The organism is Micromonospora coerulea (genome assembly GCF_016598485.1).
In the GTDB taxonomy this organism is placed as follows: domain Bacteria; phylum Actinomycetota; class Actinomycetes; order Mycobacteriales; family Micromonosporaceae; genus Micromonospora; species Micromonospora coerulea.
This window is the reverse complement of the sequence record NZ_JAEMUW010000106.1, coordinates 1-716: the sequence shown is the minus strand read 5'-3', so window position 1 is coordinate 716 and position 716 is coordinate 1. Positions and strand designations below refer to the sequence as shown.

The window sequence follows — 716 nt, the reverse complement described above, 5'->3', positions numbered from 1 at the left end:
GCACCCCTCTGTGTCAAGAGGCCGCGGCGAGGGTTGTTCTAGGCTGGGGTGTGGCGGGTCCGGGAAGTGACTTTTCCGAAGTGTCGATCTCGGGGTTCGGGTCGGCCGCGCTGGATTGCAGAGTCGCCCCCACGTGTCCTCCCGGACCCGTCCTGACCAGCTTCGCGTCGGCGGCCATCTGCCGGTAGACGATGTCGGACAGGCGCCGCTTCAGTGCCCGTAGGGCCTCCATCGGGGTTTTGCCCGCGGCCAGTCTGCGCCGGTAGTAGCGGCGCCCTTCGGTGTCACGGCGCAGCTGGACGATGGCCATGATGTGCAGCGCCCGGTTGATGCGCCGGTTCCCGGCTCTGGAGAGGCGGTGCCGGTTCTGGTCGCCGGACGAGGCGTCGATCGGTGCGGTGCCATTCCACGAGGCGAAGTGGGCGCGGCTGGGAAACCGGTGGATGTCGCCGATGTCGCCGAGCAGGCGGGCCGCGCCGGACGGTCCGATGCCGGTCAGGTCCATCAGCCGGCTTCCGGTGCTGTTGACCAGGTCGGTGAGCTCCTGTTTCGCGATCTTGATCTTCTTGTCGATGACGACAAGCTCGCCGGTCAACTCCGAGGCCAGCCGGCGACGGGTCTTGCCGACCACGTCGCGCGGGCGCACGCTGCCCAGCAGGGCGCGGGCCTGCTGGGCGGACAGGTCCTTCTTCGCGCCGCCGGGCACCAACTCGAGT

The 716-nt window shown here is 69.0% G+C and carries 1 protein-coding gene; it reads right to left on the bottom strand.

Features of this window, described 5'->3' with window-relative positions; genetic code table 11:
- Window positions 1-13: 13 nt before the first annotated feature.
- Window positions 14-716, bottom strand: a 703-nt coding sequence (locus I8N68_RS32490) for a transposase (RefSeq protein ID WP_200216928.1), incomplete at its 5' end; no start/stop codon positions are given.